General features: G+C 44.5%; 14 protein-coding genes. All 14 read left to right on the top strand.

Features of this window, described 5'->3' with window-relative positions:
- Nucleotides 1-155 precede the first annotated feature (155 nt).
- Complete coding sequence (locus FS736_RS21960) at nt 156-758, top strand: class I SAM-dependent methyltransferase (RefSeq protein WP_144481268.1); 603 nt, start codon at nt 156-158, stop codon at nt 756-758.
- Between the two features lie 245 nt (nt 759-1,003).
- Entirely contained in the window at nt 1,004-4,567 is a 3,564-nt protein-coding gene (gene rpoB, locus FS736_RS21955) for a DNA-directed RNA polymerase subunit beta (protein ID WP_144481267.1), read from the top strand.
- Between the two features lie 113 nt (nt 4,568-4,680).
- On the top strand, nt 4,681-8,283 hold the full coding sequence (gene rpoC / locus FS736_RS21950) for a DNA-directed RNA polymerase subunit beta' (RefSeq protein WP_144481266.1): 3,603 nt from the start codon (nt 4,681-4,683) through the stop codon (nt 8,281-8,283).
- A gap of 180 nt (nt 8,284-8,463) precedes the next feature.
- Nucleotides 8,464-8,712, top strand: coding sequence for a 50S ribosomal protein L7ae-like protein (locus tag FS736_RS21945; RefSeq protein ID WP_144481265.1), 249 nt, complete (start codon nt 8,464-8,466; stop codon nt 8,710-8,712).
- A gap of 101 nt (nt 8,713-8,813) precedes the next feature.
- A complete protein-coding gene (gene rpsL / locus FS736_RS21940; protein ID WP_023626436.1) occupies nt 8,814-9,236 on the top strand; it encodes a 30S ribosomal protein S12 in 423 nt (140 codons plus the stop codon).
- A 40-nt stretch (nt 9,237-9,276) separates the two neighbouring features.
- Nucleotides 9,277-9,747 carry a 30S ribosomal protein S7 gene (rpsG, locus tag FS736_RS21935; RefSeq protein WP_023626435.1) on the top strand — a complete coding sequence of 157 codons (471 nt, stop codon included), beginning with the start codon at nt 9,277-9,279 and terminating at the stop codon, nt 9,745-9,747.
- Nucleotides 9,748-9,795: 48 nt separating this feature from the next.
- On the top strand, nt 9,796-11,874 hold the full coding sequence (fusA, locus tag FS736_RS21930) for an elongation factor G (RefSeq protein ID WP_144481264.1): 2,079 nt from the start codon (nt 9,796-9,798) through the stop codon (nt 11,872-11,874).
- A 123-nt stretch (nt 11,875-11,997) separates the two neighbouring features.
- Nucleotides 11,998-13,185: an elongation factor Tu gene (tuf, locus tag FS736_RS21925; RefSeq protein ID WP_144481263.1), complete on the top strand. Its 1,188-nt coding sequence runs from the start codon at nt 11,998-12,000 to the stop codon at nt 13,183-13,185.
- Between the two features lie 985 nt (nt 13,186-14,170).
- Nucleotides 14,171-14,479: a 30S ribosomal protein S10 gene (gene rpsJ / locus FS736_RS21920; RefSeq protein ID WP_009791329.1), complete on the top strand. Its 309-nt coding sequence runs from the start codon at nt 14,171-14,173 to the stop codon at nt 14,477-14,479.
- Nucleotides 14,480-14,517: 38 nt separating this feature from the next.
- Nucleotides 14,518-15,147, top strand: coding sequence for a 50S ribosomal protein L3 (gene rplC, locus FS736_RS21915; RefSeq protein ID WP_144481262.1), 630 nt, complete (start codon nt 14,518-14,520; stop codon nt 15,145-15,147).
- 26 nt (nt 15,148-15,173) lie between these two features.
- A complete protein-coding gene (gene rplD / locus FS736_RS21910; RefSeq protein WP_144481261.1) occupies nt 15,174-15,797 on the top strand; it encodes a 50S ribosomal protein L4 in 624 nt (207 codons plus the stop codon).
- On the top strand, nt 15,797-16,081 hold the full coding sequence (rplW, locus tag FS736_RS21905) for a 50S ribosomal protein L23 (RefSeq protein ID WP_144481260.1): 285 nt from the start codon (nt 15,797-15,799) through the stop codon (nt 16,079-16,081). The genes rplD and rplW overlap by 1 nt, the downstream gene beginning before the upstream one ends.
- Before the next feature lie 29 nt (nt 16,082-16,110).
- Nucleotides 16,111-16,941, top strand: coding sequence for a 50S ribosomal protein L2 (gene rplB / locus FS736_RS21900; protein WP_144481259.1), 831 nt, complete (start codon nt 16,111-16,113; stop codon nt 16,939-16,941).
- Nucleotides 16,942-16,998: 57 nt separating this feature from the next.
- Nucleotides 16,999-17,277, top strand: a complete 279-nt coding sequence (rpsS, locus tag FS736_RS21895) for a 30S ribosomal protein S19 (protein WP_044393904.1) — start codon at nt 16,999-17,001, stop codon at nt 17,275-17,277.
- The last annotated feature ends 18 nt before the right edge of the window (nt 17,278-17,295 follow it).

The following is a 17,295-nucleotide window of genomic DNA, read 5'->3' as shown; positions in this document are numbered from 1 at the left end:
TTCACTGATCTGCCCTCCAGCGCTTGTCGGGTCTGACCAAGGCGCTTCCGCTTTTCGATTTTTTGCTTTTTAATCACAAAGAGTTTATAATACCGCAGTAGCAATGCAATCCACGATCGCATTCTTCAAATGAGTCCCCGTGGAGGTGAGAGATTTTGACTGAACATTATTACTCCCGCAAACCCAGCACTGAAAGCAATCCTGTGAAATGGCAAAGCGAATTGAAGGGAAACACCTTCCGTTTCAAGACGGACAGCGGCGTTTTTTCGAAAAAGGAAGTCGATTTTGGTTCGAGATTATTGATCGATACCTTCGAACTAAAGAAAGCTGATGGGATGGTTCTCGATGTAGGCTGCGGCTATGGACCGATCGGACTTTCAATTGCCAGGGCCTATCCAGAAGCGATGGTCCACATGGTGGATGTCAATGAAAGAGCGATTATGCTTGCGAAAGAAAACGCGTCCGAAAATAAAGTGGACAATGTGAAAATCTATGAAAGTGACCGGCTGAATGGAGTGGAAGAAGACGGATTCGATGCAATCCTCACCAACCCGCCGATCCGAGCCGGCAAAAAAATCGTTCACGATATATTCGAACAAAGTTTTCAGCGTTTAGCTGAAGGTGGAGAGCTCTGGGTGGTCATCCAAAAAAAACAGGGTGCTCCATCAGCGATGGAAAAAATGAAAGAACTTTTTGGCGATGTAGAGGTTGAGGCGAAAAGTAAAGGATACTTTATTCTCAAATCTGTTAAATGTTGACGTGAGAAAACCGCTATGTTAATATTATAAAATGCCAATATATTAGTTTCCTTTTCAATTGCTATTTTCATCGAAAGTTGTATAATTTTGGGCATAAAGGGAAAACTAACAAAATAATTGTTCGTTGCAGGAAATGTGGTTTTTAGGTGAAAACCCTTTTTCTTTTTGTCTTTTGAAATGGAGGAAACTTCATGGACAAGACAGGGATAGATGAATAATAACGCTTGATTTGAGGGGTGAATCAGTTGACAGGTCAACTAGTTCAGTATGGACGACACCGCCAACGTAGAAGTTATGCTCGCATCAGTGAAGTTTTGGAATTGCCGAATTTGATTGAAATTCAAACCTCTTCCTATCAGTGGTTTCTTGATGAGGGCCTCCGTGAAATGTTCCAGGACATTTCACCGATTGAAGACTTTACTGGTAACTTATCGTTAGAGTTTATCGATTACAGTCTTGGCGAACCGAAATATCCAGTGGAAGAATCAAAAGAAAGAGACGTTACTTACTCTGCACCATTGCGGGTAAAGGTCCGCCTTGTAAACAAGGAAACAGGTGAAGTAAAGGACCAGGATGTCTTCATGGGCGATTTTCCGCTTATGACAGAAACTGGCACGTTTGTCATAAACGGTGCTGAAAGGGTTATCGTTTCCCAGCTAGTGCGTTCACCAAGTGTGTACTATAGTGGGAAACTTGATAAGAACGGGAAGAAAGGGTTCACTGCAACCGTTATTCCTAACCGCGGCGCCTGGTTAGAGTATGAAACAGATGCCAAGGATGTTGTATATGTAAGGATCGATCGTACGAGGAAGCTCCCTGTTACGGTTCTTTTGCGTGCATTAGGGTTCGGTTCTGATCAAGAAATCATTGATCTGATCGGTGATAACGAATATATCCGTAATACTCTTGAAAAAGACAATACGGAAAGTACGGAAAAAGCGCTTCTTGAAATTTATGAGCGTCTCCGTCCTGGCGAACCGCCTACAGTTGACAATGCAAAAAGCCTTTTGGTATCAAGATTCTTTGATCCAAAGCGCTATGACCTTGCAAATGTAGGGCGTTATAAAATCAACAAAAAGCTTCATATTAAAAACCGTTTATTCGGGCAAAAGCTTGCAGAAACATTGGTGGATCCTGAAACAGGAGAAATCATCGCAGAAAAAGGCGTCACTCTTGACCGCCGTACTTTGGATAAGATCATCCCTGCGCTTGAGAACAATGTTGGCTTCAAGACAATCAGCCCTTACGGCGGCGTGGTTGAAGAGGATGTAACGCTTCAAAGCATTAAAATCTACTCACCGAACGATGTTGAGGGTGAGAAAGAGATTAATGTTCTAGGAAACGCCTATGTCCCTGAACCGATCAAAAACATCACGCCTGCTGATATCATTGCATCCATCAGCTACTTCTTTAACTTGCTGCATGGTGTTGGCGACACGGATGATATCGACCATTTAGGTAACAGACGTCTTCGTTCTGTTGGCGAACTATTGCAGAACCAATTCCGTATTGGTTTGTCCCGAATGGAGCGTGTAGTCCGTGAAAGAATGTCCATCCAGGACACAAACACGATTACACCACAGCAATTAATCAATATCCGCCCGGTCATTGCGTCAATTAAAGAGTTTTTTGGAAGCTCACAGCTTTCACAGTTCATGGACCAGACAAATCCGCTGGCTGAATTGACACATAAGAGGCGTCTTTCTGCATTGGGACCTGGTGGTCTTACACGTGAACGCGCAGGCTTTGAAGTGCGTGACGTTCACTACTCCCACTATGGACGTATGTGCCCGATCGAAACGCCTGAAGGTCCAAACATCGGTTTGATCAACTCACTTTCAAGTTTCGCGAAGGTTAACCGCTTCGGATTCATCGAGACTCCGTACCGCCGTGTTGATCCTGAAACAGGTAAAGTGACAAGCCATTTCGATTACTTAACAGCTGATGAAGAAGATAACTATGTAGTGGCACAGGCGAATGCTCGTCTTGCTGATGATGGTTCCTTCGTTGATGAAGAAGTAATTGCCCGTTTCCGCGGTGAAAATACTGTTGTCATGCGTGACCGCGTCGATTACATGGACGTATCACCGAAGCAGGTTGTATCCGCAGCCACTGCGTGTATCCCGTTCCTTGAAAACGATGACTCCAACCGTGCCCTAATGGGTGCGAACATGCAGCGTCAGGCTGTTCCATTGATGCAGCCTGAAGCACCAAGAGTCGGAACTGGAATGGAACACGTTTCTGCCAAAGACTCCGGAGCTGCAGTCATCTGTAAGCATGAGGGGATTGTCGAGCATGTGGAAGCCCGTGAAGTCTGGGTACGCCGCGTCAAGGAAGTAGACGGACAGGAAGTCAAGGGTGACCTTGATAAGTACCGTATGCTGAAGTTCATCCGTTCCAACCAGGGAACATGCTACAACCAGCGCCCAATCGTAAGTATTGGCGACCGTGTAACCAAAGGGGAAATCCTTGCAGATGGCCCGTCAATGGAAAAAGGTGAACTGGCACTTGGCCGTAACGTCCTTGTTGGCTTCATGACATGGAATGGTTATAACTACGAGGATGCGATCATCATGAGTGAGCGCCTCGTTAAAGACGATGTATATACATCGATCCATATAGAAGAATATGAGTCAGAGTCCCGCGATACAAAGCTTGGACCTGAAGAAATCACACGTGATATCCCGAACGTCGGGGAAGATGCATTAAGAAACCTTGATGAGCGCGGAATCATCCGTGTCGGTGCTGAAGTAAAAGATGGAGATCTTCTAGTAGGTAAGGTAACACCAAAAGGGGTTACTGAATTGACTGCGGAAGAACGTCTCCTTCATGCAATCTTTGGTGAAAAAGCAAGGGAAGTGCGTGATACTTCATTGCGTGTTCCACACGGCGGCGGCGGGATTGTCCTTGACGTCAAAGTGTTCAACCGTGAAGATGGCGACGAGCTTCCTCCTGGCGTAAACCAGCTTGTCCGTGCATACATCGTTCAGAAGCGTAAGATTTCTGAAGGTGACAAAATGGCAGGACGCCACGGTAACAAAGGGGTTATCTCAAAAATCCTTCCGGAAGAGGATATGCCTTTCTTGCCGGATGGAACACCAGTCGATATCATGCTTAACCCACTAGGGGTACCATCACGTATGAACATCGGACAGGTGCTTGAGCTTCACCTGGGCATGGCTGCGCGTTACCTTGGAATCCATGTTGCATCTCCTGTTTTCGATGGTGCCACTGAAGAGGATGTCTGGGCGACAATCGAGGAAGCAGGCATGGCAAGGGACGCTAAGACCATCCTTTATGATGGCCGTACAGGCGAACCTTTCGATAACCGTGTATCTGTCGGTGTCATGTACATGATCAAGCTTGCCCACATGGTAGACGATAAGCTTCACGCTCGTTCTACTGGACCATACTCACTTGTTACGCAGCAGCCGCTTGGCGGTAAAGCCCAGTTCGGCGGACAGCGTTTCGGGGAGATGGAAGTTTGGGCGCTTGAAGCATACGGCGCTGCATACACATTGCAGGAAATCTTAACTGTCAAGTCCGATGATGTTGTTGGACGTGTTAAAACATATGAAGCGATTGTTAAAGGTGAAAACGTACCAGAACCAGGTGTTCCTGAGTCATTCAAAGTATTGATGAAAGAGCTTCAGAGTCTTGGTATGGACGTAAAGATCCTTTCAGGCGATGAAAAAGAAATCGAAATGCGCGACTTCGATGAGGATGAAGAGATGCAGCATGCTGAAACATTGACAATTGCTCCTGAAGCAGAAGAAATGGATTCAGAAAAAGTGGGAATGAAAGAATAGGTCCATCTAATTGGCACACGTGTACAAACAGTTGAATAACAGTATTGTCCACGTGTGTTCCTTTTTGGATGGCCATAAGGGTAAAACCCTAGATTAAAAGGGAGGTAGGCCCCTTGCTAGATGTTAATAATTTTGAGTACATGAAAATTGGCCTCGCTTCACCAGACAAGATCCGTTCATGGTCTTTCGGTGAGGTTAAAAAGCCAGAAACAATCAACTATCGTACTTTAAAGCCAGAAAAAGACGGCTTATTCTGTGAGCGGATCTTCGGACCGACAAAAGACTGGGAATGTCACTGCGGAAAGTACAAGAGAGTCCGCTACAAGGGCGTTGTCTGTGACCGATGCGGTGTTGAAGTAACTCGTGCAAAAGTCCGTCGTGAAAGAATGGGACACATTGAGCTTGCGGCTCCTGTTTCTCACATTTGGTATTTCAAAGGTATTCCTAGCCGCATGGGACTAGTCCTTGACATGTCTCCGCGTGCACTTGAAGAAGTTATTTACTTTGCTTCGTATGTGGTAACGGAAACTGGTGACACTGCTCTTGAAAAGAAGCAATTGTTATCAGAGAAAGAATACCGTGCTTACCGTGAAAAATACGGCAATAAGTTCCAGGCTGCCATGGGAGCTGAAGCAATCAAAAAGCTGCTTTCTGATATCGACCTTGATAAAGAAGCAGATATGCTGAAGGAAGAATTGAGAACTGCACAGGGCCAGCGTCGTACTCGTGCGATCAAGCGCCTTGAGGTAGTAGAAGCATTCCGTGGATCAGGCAATGAGCCATCATGGATGATCCTTGATGTTCTCCCTGTTATCCCGCCGGAACTTCGCCCGATGGTACAGCTTGATGGCGGCCGTTTCGCAACGTCTGACCTGAATGACCTGTATCGCCGTGTAATCAACCGTAATAACCGTCTTAAGCGACTTCTTGACCTTGGTGCTCCAAGCATCATCGTCCAGAACGAAAAGCGTATGCTTCAGGAAGCTGTTGATGCGCTGATTGATAACGGCCGCCGCGGACGTCCGGTAACCGGACCAGGTAACCGTCCATTGAAGTCCCTTTCTCATATGCTGAAGGGTAAACAAGGTCGTTTCCGTCAAAACCTTCTTGGTAAGCGTGTTGACTACTCTGGCCGTTCTGTTATCGTCGTAGGGCCTAACCTGCACATGTACCAGTGCGGACTGCCAAAAGAAATGGCTCTTGAGCTGTTCAAGCCGTTTGTCATGAAAGAACTTGTCCAAAAGGGCTTAGCCCATAATATAAAGTCTGCCAAGCGTAAAATCGAGCGCGTCCAGCCGGAAGTCTGGGATGTACTTGAAGATGTCATCAAGGAGCACCCAGTATTGCTGAACCGTGCACCGACTCTTCACAGACTTGGAATCCAGGCATTCGAGCCGACATTGGTAGAAGGACGAGCAATCCGTCTTCACCCGCTCGTATGTACAGCATATAACGCTGACTTCGACGGTGACCAGATGGCTGTCCACGTTCCGCTTTCTGCTGAAGCACAAGCAGAAGCACGCTTGTTGATGCTTGCAGCACAGAACATCCTGAACCCTAAGGACGGCAAGCCAGTTGTAACTCCTTCACAGGATATGGTATTGGGTAACTACTACCTGACACTTGAAAGAGAAGGCGCTGTCGGTGAAGGTATGGTCTTCAAGGATACAAACGAAGCATTAGTTGCCTATCAAAATGGCTATGTGCATCTTCATACACGTGTTGCTGTTGCCGCATCATCACTTGGCAACCAGACATTCACTGAAGAGCAAAATGGCCAGCTCTTGATCACGACTGTTGGTAAGTTGATTTTCAATGAAATCCTTCCAGCGTCCTTCCCATATATCAACGAACCTTCCAAGCAAAACCTTGAGGAGAAAACTCCTGAGAAGTATTTTGTGGAAAAAGGCGCTGATATCAAGGAAGTTATCAAGAGTATGCCATTGGTTGATCCATTCAAGAAGAAAATTCTTGGAAACATCATTGCTGAAGTTTTCAAGAAGTTCAAGATCACCGAAACTTCAAAAATGCTTGACCGTATGAAGGGACTTGGCTTCACATACTCCACTAAAGCGGGTATTACGGTCGGTGTGGCTGATATCGTGGTTCTTAAAGAGAAGCAGGAAATCATTTCAGAAGCACAAACGAAGGTCGATAATGTTCTTAAGCAGTTCAGACGCGGTTTGATTACCGAGGATGAGCGTTATGACCGTGTTATTTCTATCTGGAGCCAGGCGAAGGATAATATCCAGGCGAAGCTGATGAAATCACTGGATAATTCCAACCCAATCTTCATGATGAGTGACTCCGGTGCCCGTGGTAACGCGTCCAACTTCACGCAGCTTGCTGGTATGCGTGGTCTGATGGCCAACCCGGCGGGACGGATCATCGAATTGCCGATCAAGTCAAGTTTCCGTGAAGGTCTTACAGTATTGGAGTACTTTATCTCTACTCACGGTGCTCGTAAAGGTCTTGCCGATACAGCACTTAAGACTGCGGACTCAGGTTACCTGACACGCCGTCTTGTAGACGTAGCCCAGGATGTCATCGTTCGCGAAGACGATTGCGGAACAGACAGAGGCTTGTTTATCAAATCTCTTAAAGATGGTACTGAAGTAATCGAACCTCTTGATGAGCGATTGATTGGCCGTTATGCAAGAAAGGCAATCAAGCATCCTGAAACAAAGGCTGTAATTGTACCTGAAAATGGCTTGATTACAGAAGACCTTGCTGTTGAAGTAACAGAAGCAGGTATCGAAGAAGTTTGGATTCGTTCTGCATTCACATGTAATACACGCCACGGCGTATGTAAGAAATGTTACGGACGCAACCTGGCAACTGGCCAGGAAGTCGAAGTTGGCGAAGCAGTCGGCATCATTGCTGCGCAGTCAATCGGTGAGCCGGGCACACAGCTTACAATGCGTACATTCCATACCGGCGGTGTTGCAGGAGACGATATCACACAAGGTCTTCCGCGTATCCAGGAATTGTTTGAAGCGCGTAATCCTAAAGGTCAGGCTGTCATCTCTGAATTGGAAGGTGTCGTAGTAGGCATCAACGAAGGAAAAGACCGTCAGCAGGAAATCGTGATCCAGGGTGAAATCGAAAGCCGCACATACAATGCGCCATATACAGCACGCCTAAAGGTTGCTATAAATGACCATGTTGAACGCGGTCAGGAACTCACTGAAGGTTCAATTGACCCTAAGGAACTTTTAAGAGTCAAAGATGTTCAATCCGTGCAGGAATACCTATTGAAAGAAGTTCAAAAGGTATACCGTATGCAGGGTGTTGAGATCGGGGATAAGCACGTAGAAGTAATGGTTCGCCAGATGATGCGCAAAATCAGGGTAATCGACGCTGGTGAAACAGATGTACTGCCAGGCACATTGCTTGAAATCCATCAGTTCACTGACGCGAACCGCAAAGCGCTTCTTGAAGGTAAAATGCCTGCAACAGGACGTCCAGTATTGCTTGGTATCACAAAAGCATCACTTGAGACAGATTCATTCCTGTCCGCAGCATCCTTCCAGGAAACAACAAGAGTGCTTACAGATGCAGCGATCAAAGGCAAGCGAGATGAACTTCTCGGCCTGAAAGAAAATGTTATCATCGGTAAACTTGTTCCAGCAGGAACTGGTATGCAGCGCTACAGAAGAGCTGAGCCAATCTCAACGGAAGAAGAAAATGCTGAAGATGCCATCACTGTAGAATAAAGTAAAAGCGCGGTACTCTCTGCTTCGGCAGAAAGTGCCGCCTTTTTAAAAAATATGAGCGAATCTATGAATAAAGAAACACATTAGCGAAAAAAGTTTTTTAATGCTGTTGACATACCTTGCACTAAATGTTACTATTTCAAAGGTGCTCCTATTTACCGGTTACTTTGGAGGATATCGATGTCTTATGAAAAAGTAGCTCAAGCTAACAAGATTATAGTAGGATCAAAGCAAACAGTGAAAGCACTGAAGGCTGGCGAAGTAATCGAACTGGTCATTGCAAAGGATGCTGACACGAAAGTGACAGCGAATCTATTGCAAGCTGCCAGGGAAATGAACACCGCCATCACCTATGTCGACTCTATGAAAAAATTAGGGAAGGCATGCGGAATTGCCGTCGGCGCCTCAGCTGTAGCGATAACCAAGTAAAAACTGTTTTTGCAGTCAACTGCAAGAACTTTGTTTTTTGTAAAAAAATGAACCACCTGGATGTGTGGGCTTACACAAAATGTGAAGGGAGGAAAATGATCATGCCTACAATTAACCAATTAGTGCGCAAGCCACGTAGCTCAAAAGAGGAGAAGTCAAAATCTCCGGCGCTAAATAAAGGTTACAACAGCTTCAAAAAAGCACAAACTAACGTTTCATCTCCACAAAAGCGTGGTGTATGTACTCGTGTTGGTACTATGACTCCAAAGAAGCCGAACTCAGCGTTGCGTAAATACGCTCGTGTACGTTTGACTAACGGAATCGAGGTAACAGCTTATATCCCTGGTATCGGGCACAACCTTCAAGAGCACAGCGTTGTTCTTATCCGCGGAGGACGTGTAAAAGACTTACCGGGTGTGCGTTACCACATCGTTCGTGGTGCTCTTGATACTGCTGGTGTAAACAACCGTATGCAGGGCCGTTCTAAGTACGGTACTAAGAGACCAAAAGCAGCTAAGAAATAATAACCAAAACTATTAACCCTTTTTGAAAGGAGGAAATTACATGCCACGTAAAGGTCCAGTTGCAAAGAGAGACGTATTGCCGGATCCGATTTATAACTCAAAGCTTATCACTCGTTTGATCAACAAAATGATGATCGATGGCAAGAGAGGTAAATCACAAAAGATCCTTTATTCAGCTTTTGATATCATTCGTGAGCGTTCAGGCAAGGAGCCAATCGAAGTATTCGATGCAGCTCTTAAGAACATCATGCCTGTTCTAGAAGTAAAAGCACGCCGTGTAGGTGGAGCTAACTACCAAGTACCAGTTGAGGTGCGTGCAGACCGCCGTACAACTCTTGGTCTTCGCTGGTTGGTCAACTACTCACGTCTTCGTGGGGAAAAGACAATGGAAGAGCGTCTTGCTAACGAAATTCTTGACGCTGCTAACAACACTGGTGCTTCTGTTAAGAAGCGCGAAGATACACACAAAATGGCGGAAGCAAACAAAGCATTCGCTCACTATCGTTGGTAATCTTACCTTCAATCTAAAAACACTCATACTAGGAAGGAGAAAGACCAAATGGCAAGAGAGTTCTCCTTAGAAAAAACTCGTAATATTGGGATCATGGCTCACATTGATGCTGGTAAAACAACAACTACTGAGCGTGTTCTATATTATACAGGCCGTATTCATAAAATCGGCGAAACTCATGAAGGTGCTTCTCAAATGGACTGGATGGAGCAGGAACAAGAGCGTGGAATCACGATCACTTCTGCTGCAACTACAGCTTCTTGGAAAGAACACCGCGTTAACATCATCGACACACCAGGACACGTAGACTTCACTGTTGAAGTTGAACGTTCACTTCGTGTACTTGATGGTGCAGTAGCAGTACTTGACGCACAGTCAGGTGTTGAGCCTCAAACTGAAACAGTTTGGCGCCAGGCTACTACTTACGGAGTTCCACGTGTAGTATTCGTTAACAAAATGGATAAGCTAGGCGCGGACTTCCTATACTCTGTTTCAACTATCCATGACCGTCTTCAAGCGAATGCTCATCCAATCCAGCTTCCAATCGGAGCTGAAGATGAGTTTGAAGCAATCATCGACCTTGTTGAAATGAAAGCTATCTTCTACGGAAATGACCTAGGTACTGAAATTACTGAAGGTGAGATTCCTGAAGAATATAAAGCACAAGCTGAAGAATACCGTGAAAAGCTAATCGAAGCGGTAGCTGAGCTTGATGAAGAGTTAATGGAAAAATACCTTGGCGGAGAAGAGCTTACTATCGAAGAGATCAAAGCTGCAATCCGTAAAGGTACAACAAACGTTGAATTCTACCCAGTTATCTGTGGTTCAGCATTCAAAAACAAAGGTGTTCAGCTAATGCTTGACGCTGTTATCGACTACCTTCCATCTCCACTGGATGTACCAGCAATCAAAGGTACTCTGCCGGATTCTGATGAAGAAGTTGAGCGTCACTCTGACGACAACGAGCCATTCTCTGCTCTTGCGTTCAAAGTTATGACTGACCCTTATGTTGGTAAGTTAACGTTCTTCCGCGTTTACTCTGGTACTCTTGAGTCTGGCTCATATGTACAGAACTCAACAAAAGGAAAGCGTGAGCGTATCGGACGTATCCTTCAGATGCACGCAAACAGCCGCCAGGAAATCTCAAAGGTTTTCGCCGGTGACATCGCTGCAGCTGTTGGTTTGAAAGATACTACTACTGGTGACACTCTATGTGATGAAAAGTCTCTAGTTATTCTTGAGTCCATGCAGTTCCCAGAACCAGTAATCCAGTTATCAGTTGAGCCTAAGTCAAAAGCTGACCAGGACAAAATGACAACTGCATTGCAAAAACTTCAAGAAGAAGATCCTACATTCCGCGCGCATACTGACCAGGAAACTGGACAGGTAATCATCGCTGGAATGGGTGAACTTCACCTTGATATCATCGTTGACCGTATGCGTCGTGAATTTAAAGTGGAAGCTAACGTTGGTGCACCTCAGGTTGCATACCGTGAAACTTTCCGCGAATCAGCTTCGGTTGAAGGTAAATTCGCTCGCCAATCCGGTGGACGTGGTCAATTCGGACACGTTTGGATTGAGTTCTCTCCAAACGAAGAAGGAAAAGGCTTCGAATTCGAGAACGGTATCGTCGGTGGTGTTGTTCCACGTGAATACATCCCAGCGGTTCAAGCTGGTCTTGAAGACGCTCTCGATCGCGGAGTACTTGCAGGATATCCACTTGTTGACATCAAAGCAAGACTATTCGATGGTTCTTACCACGATGTTGACTCCTCTGAAATGGCGTTTAAAATCGCTGCTTCAATGGCACTTAAGAATGCGGCTTCCAAGTGTAAGCCGGTTATCCTTGAGCCAGTCATGAGGGTAGAAGTTGTAATTCCTGAAGAATACCTTGGAGATATCATGGGTATGATCACTGCTCGTCGCGGACGCGTCGAAGGTATGGATGCTCGTGGTAATGCACAAGTTGTTCGTGCGATGGTTCCACTATCAGAAATGTTCGGTTATGCAACTGCTCTTCGTTCAAGCACACAAGGACGCGGTGTATTCTCAATGCACTTCGACCACTACGAAGAAGTTCCTAAATCTGTTTCTGAAGAAATCATCAAAAAAAATAAAGGTGAATAATTGATTTTCATCTTTTAATCAAGTATAACTACTAATGTAAGCATACGCTGTGGGATAGGCTCGCCTATTTCACAGCACATTAAAATATACTTAATTTTCATATATCAAAGGAGGATTTTTCTAATGGGAAAAGCTAAATTCGATCGTTCTAAGCCACACGTTAACATTGGTACAATTGGTCACGTTGACCATGGTAAAACAACTCTAACAGCTGCTATCACTACTGTTCTTTCTAAAGTAGGCGGCGGTGAAGCACGCGGTTACGACCAAATCGACGCTGCTCCAGAAGAGCGCGAGCGTGGAATCACAATCTCAACTGCACACGTTGAGTACGAAACTGCAACTCGTCACTATGCACACGTTGACTGCCCAGGACACGCTGACTATGTTAAGAACATGATCACTGGTGCTGCACAAATGGACGGCGGTATCCTTGTAGTATCTGCTGCTGACGGCCCAATGCCACAAACTCGTGAGCACATCCTTCTTTCTCGTCAGGTAGGCGTACCTTACCTTGTTGTATTCATGAACAAGTGTGACATGGTTGACGACGAAGAACTTCTTGAACTAGTAGAAATGGAAGTACGTGACCTTCTTTCTGAATACGACTTCCCTGGCGATGACATCCCAGTTATCAAAGGTTCTGCTCTTAAAGCTCTTGAAGGAGCTCCAGAATGGGAAGAAAAAATCAACGAGCTTATGGCTGCAGTTGATGAGTACATCCCAACTCCAGAACGTGACACTGACAAGCCTTTCATGATGCCTGTTGAGGACGTATTCTCAATCACTGGCCGTGGAACAGTTGCTACTGGACGTGTTGAGCGTGGACAAGTTAAAGTCGGTGACGTTGTAGAAATCATCGGTATGACTGAAGAGCCAAAATCTACTACTGTAACAGGTGTAGAAATGTTCCGTAAGCTTCTTGACTATGCGGAAGCTGGAGACAACATCGGTGCACTTCTTCGTGGGGTAGCTCGTGAAGATATCCAACGTGGTCAAGTACTTGCTAAGCCAGGTTCTGTTAAGCCACACACAAAGTTCAAAGCTGAAGTATACGTTCTTTCAAAAGAAGAAGGTGGACGTCACACTCCATTCTTCACTAACTACCGTCCTCAGTTCTACTTCCGTACAACTGATGTAACTGGTATCTGTAACCTTCCTGAAGGCGTAGAAATGGTTATGCCTGGCGACAACATCGAAATGACTGTTGAACTAATCGCTCCAATCGCTATCGAAGAAGGAACTAAGTTCTCAATTCGTGAAGGCGGCCGTACTGTAGGCGCTGGCGTAGTTGCGACTATCCAAGAGTAATTTTAAATAGAAACAATGAAAGCAGCTGGGTGACGATCCAGCTGCTTTTTTATTTTTCTGTTAGATGAGAAGTGAGATTATCCTCTATTAAAAAAGTAATTTAGAGATTGATGAACTTACGTATCTATAAATGCTGATAATGCACCGAACGGGGATATTGTTACCTTAAGGCAGATAATGAACGGAAATATAGAAATGAACAATATTATAACTTTCAAGGCAAATCATTTACGGATAAAAAAGAAGTGAGCGAGATTATCGATACATTAAAAGCAATAATGTACCGATAAAAAAGAAGTGAGCGGGATTATCGTACCATAAAAGCGATAATGAGCGGATAAAAAAGAATTGGGGGAGATTATCGATACATTAATGGAGATAATGAGCGGATAAAAAAGAAGTGAGCGAGATTATCGTAACATTAAAGCAGATAAACAGGTTTAATCGTTAAAGGCAATACTGTAACGATATAATGAAGCAAACGATTCAAGGTGAAATTAAAAGTCCATCAAATGAAGACCGAAAACATTAATTAGCATAAGAGAGCTAAAAGAGTAAGATAACCCAGCGAGTAAATTCCCTAAGTAAATAACCGGCATGAAATAGACCGCAACTGGTCAATAAAAGTGACCCGTACACCATTTAAACAACCCCTTCAAAAGCAATTTCAATTCTTTTTCTTCTATATATATATCAACTCATGCAAAAGGAATATTTTTCACGACATCTAAATAGTTAGAAATCTTCATCTACACTTGTAAAATACATAAACGCCCGCTATAATAGTAAAAGTGTGTTAAACATAATGATTTTGCGGAATATAGGTTGCGCTGGCGTTATGTTTTATGTATAATAGACAATGTTGGTCTTTGACTGCGATGATGCGGAAGGTTGCTGACACACCCGGCCGCTTTGCCATGGCGAGTGTGTGGGAAATTTTCGCGGAGAATGTCTATTTTAAAATAGGCGAAAAGGAGGGAAAGTAATGGCAAAACAAAAAATTCGTATCCGTTTGAAAGCTTATGATCACAGGATTCTTGATCAATCTGCAGAGAAAATTGTTGAAACTGCGAAACGTTCTGGTGCGGCAGTGTCTGGTCCAATCCCACTACCTACAGAAAAGTCCATTTACACAATTCTTCGTGCGGTGCACAAGTACAAGGATTCTCGTGAACAGTTCGAAATGCGTACGCATAAGCGTCTGATTGACATCATCAATCCGACTCCGCAAACGGTCGATTCACTAATGCGTTTAGACCTGCCATCAGGTGTAGATATCGAAATCAAACTTTAATCAATAAAACATTATAAATCACAGGAGGTGTGACTGAAATGACCAAAGGAATCTTAGGAAGAAAGATCGGTATGACTCAAGTATTTGCTGAAAACGGCGACCTTATCCCGGTAACTGTTGTAGAAGCTGCTCCAAACGTTGTTCTTCAAGTGAAATCTGCTGAAACAGATGGCTACGAAGCGATCCAGTTAGGTTTTGAAGACAAGCGCGAAAAGCTTTCCAACAAGCCTGAAAAAGGACACGTTGCAAAAGCAAACACTGCTCCTAAGCGCTTCGTTAAGGAATTCAATGGTGTCGAAGTAGCAGGATATGAAGTTGGTCAGGAAGTCAAAGTTGATATTTTCGCAGAAGGCGATATCGTAGATGTTACAGGAATCTCAAAGGGTAAAGGTTTCCAAGGTGCTATCAAGCGTCACGGACAATCTCGCGGACCAATGGCTCACGGTTCTCGTTACCACCGCCGCCCTGGTTCAATGGGTCCTGTTGCTCCAAACCGCGTATTCAAGGGTAAATTGCTACCTGGTCGCATGGGTGGAGAGCAGATCACTGTTCAAAACCTGCAAATCGTCAAAGTTGACGCTGAACGCAACCTTCTTCTAATCAAAGGAAACGTTCCAGGTGCTAGAAAAGCCCTTCTAAAAATCAAAACTGCTGTAAAAGCTAAGTAATTTTTACAGGAAAGGAGGAAACAAGAATGCCTAAAGTAGCATTATTCAATCAAGCTGGTTCACAAGTTGGAGAAATCGAACTTAACGATTCAGTATTTGGTATTGAGCCTAACAACCACGTAATGTTCGAAGCAGTCGTTATGCAGAGAGCTTCATTACGTCAGGGAACTCATAAAACTAAAATTCGTTCTGAAGTAGCGGGCGGTGGACGCAAACCATGGCGTCAAAAAGGTACTGGCCGTGCTCGTCAGGGATCTATCAGATCTCCACAATGGCGCGGAGGCGGTACTGTATTCGGACCAGTTCCACGCAGCTACAGCTATAAACTGCCTAAGAAAGTTCGTCGTTTGGCAATCAAATCTGCTTTATCATCAAAAGTGCAAGCTGAGAACATCCTTGTTCTTGAGAGCCTAGCTTTCGAAGCTCCAAAGACAAAGGAATTCAAGAGTGTACTAACTGGTCTTTCAGTTAACACGAAAGCATTGATCGTAACAGCAGGTCTTGAAGAAAACGTCGCACTATCTGCACGTAACATTCCTGGAGTAACTGTTGTTACTGCTGATGGAATCAACGTACTAGATGTTTTAAATCATGATAAGCTGATCATGACAAAAGCAGCTGTTGAAAAAGTAGAGGAGGTGCTTGCATAATGGATGCACGTGATATCATTAAGCGCCCCGTTATTACAGAACGTTCTTCAGATCTAATGGCTGAGAAGAAATACACTTTCGAAGTCGACACAAGAGCGAACAAAACTCAAGTTAAAGATGCTATTCAAACTATTTTCGGCGTAAAAGTTGAAAAAGTTAACATCATGAACTACAAAGGTAAGTTCAAGCGTATGGGCAAATTCGGCGGTTACACTAACAAGCGTCGTAAAGCTATCGTAAAGCTTACTCAAGACAGCAAAGAAATCGAATTCTTCGAAGTATAATAATTCAATAAGAAGAGGAGGGAAACGAAATGGCGATTAAAAAGTACAAACCTACCTCCAACGGTCGTCGTAATATGACAGCATCTGATTTTGCTGAAATTACAACTGACAAGCCGGAAAAATCCTTGCTTGCTCCGTTGCACAGAAAAGGCGGTCGTAACAACCAGGGTAAGTTAACTGTTCGTCATCAAGGTGGCGGCCATAAGCGTCAGTACAGAATCATCGATTTTAAACGTACAAAAGATGGCATTCCAGGACGCGTTGCCACAATTGAGTATGATCCAAACCGTTCAGCAAACATTGCGTTAATTAATTATGTAGATGGTGAAAAGAGATATATCCTAGCTCCTAAAAACCTAGTAGTAGGTATGGAAGTTATGTCTGGCCCAACAGCTGACATCAAGGTAGGTAACGCTCTTCCACTAGCTAACATTCCAGTTGGTACAGTCGTACACAACATCGAATTGAAGCCTGGCAAAGGCGGACAATTGGTTCGTTCTGCTGGAACTTCAGCACAGGTTCTTGGTAAAGAAGGTAAATATGTATTGATTCGTTTGAACTCAGGCGAGGTACGTATGGTCCTTGCTGAGTGCCGTGCAACTGTAGGTCAAGTCGGCAACGAACAGCACGAATTGATCAACATCGGTAAAGCAGGTCGTTCACGCTGGTTAGGCAAGCGCCCAACAGTACGTGGATCTGTAATGAACCCTAACGATCACCCACACGGTGGTGGTGAAGGACGTTCACCAATCGGACGTAAGTCTCCAATGTCACCATGGGGCAAACCAACTCTTGGTGCTAAGACTCGTAAGAAGAAGAACAAATCCGACAAGTTTATTGTACGTCGTCGTAAAAAATAACGGGATTGAGCTACGGTTCGCGGGAACCGTAGGGCAATCACGAAGGGAGGTTCAATCATGGGTCGCAGCTTAAAAAAAGGACCTTTTGTTGATGAGCACTTAATCACAAAGATCGAAAAGTTAAATGAAACTGAAGGCAAGAAAGTTGTTAAAACTTGGTCTCGCCGTTCTACGATCTTCCCACAATTCATCGGACACACGATTGCTGTCTACGATGGTCGCAAACATGTACCTGTTTATGTCACTGAAGACATGGTAGGCCACAAGCTTGGAGAATTCGCTCCAACTCGTACTTACAAAGGTCATGGTAATGACGATAAGAAAACAAGACGTTAATGAGAGGAGGGCATCCAA

Source organism: Cytobacillus oceanisediminis 2691, assembly GCF_007678455.1.
GTDB lineage: Bacteria > Bacillota > Bacilli > Bacillales > Cytobacillaceae > Mesobacillus > Mesobacillus oceanisediminis_A.
The sequence above is the reverse complement of the archived record's forward strand: the minus strand, read 5'-3'. Positions and strand labels throughout refer to the sequence as shown.